At 52.1% G+C, this 526-nt stretch carries 1 rRNA gene; it reads right to left on the bottom strand.

Features of this window, described 5'->3' with window-relative positions:
• Positions 1 to 526 (bottom strand): 23S ribosomal RNA (locus QME71_11175); the annotation flags it as partial.

Here is a 526-nt window from a genome sequence, read left to right as displayed (position 1 = left end):
CACTGTCCCCCTACCCGATAAGGGCAGTGGGTTAGAACTTCAGAACATGAAGAGTGGTATCTCACCGACAGCTCCACCGCACCCGGAGGTGCGGCTTCATAGCCTCCCACCTATTCTGCGCATCATATTCCAAAATCCAATGCTAGGCTGCAGTTAAGGTGCCGGGGTCTTTCCGTCCAGCGGCAGGTAACCGGCGTCTTCACCGGTACCACAGTTTCGCCGTGCCCCTCTCTGAGACAGCGCTCATGTCGTTACGCCTTTCGTGCGGGTCGGAACTTACCCGACAAGGAATTTCGCTCACTTTACCCGGACATTTCTGTCTGGAGTGGACCATATCTTTATCCAATCTCGAGGGCTCTCTTGATATTCTCCAGAGCGGGACGCTCCGTGGTGTTCATCTGCAGGGCCAGGTCAATGATCTCTTTTAATCCTTCTCTGTTGAGATGCTTGCCGTCTTTCATCAGGAGTATGATCTTTCGAAACCTCCTAAAATCAACATTCTTCTTGGTCTTCAGGGGATGATTCA

This window comes from Dehalococcoidia bacterium (assembly GCA_030018455.1).
GTDB lineage: Bacteria > Chloroflexota > Dehalococcoidia > DSTF01 > JALHUB01 > JASEFU01.
The sequence above is the reverse complement of the archived record's forward strand: the minus strand, read 5'-3'. Positions and strand labels throughout refer to the sequence as shown.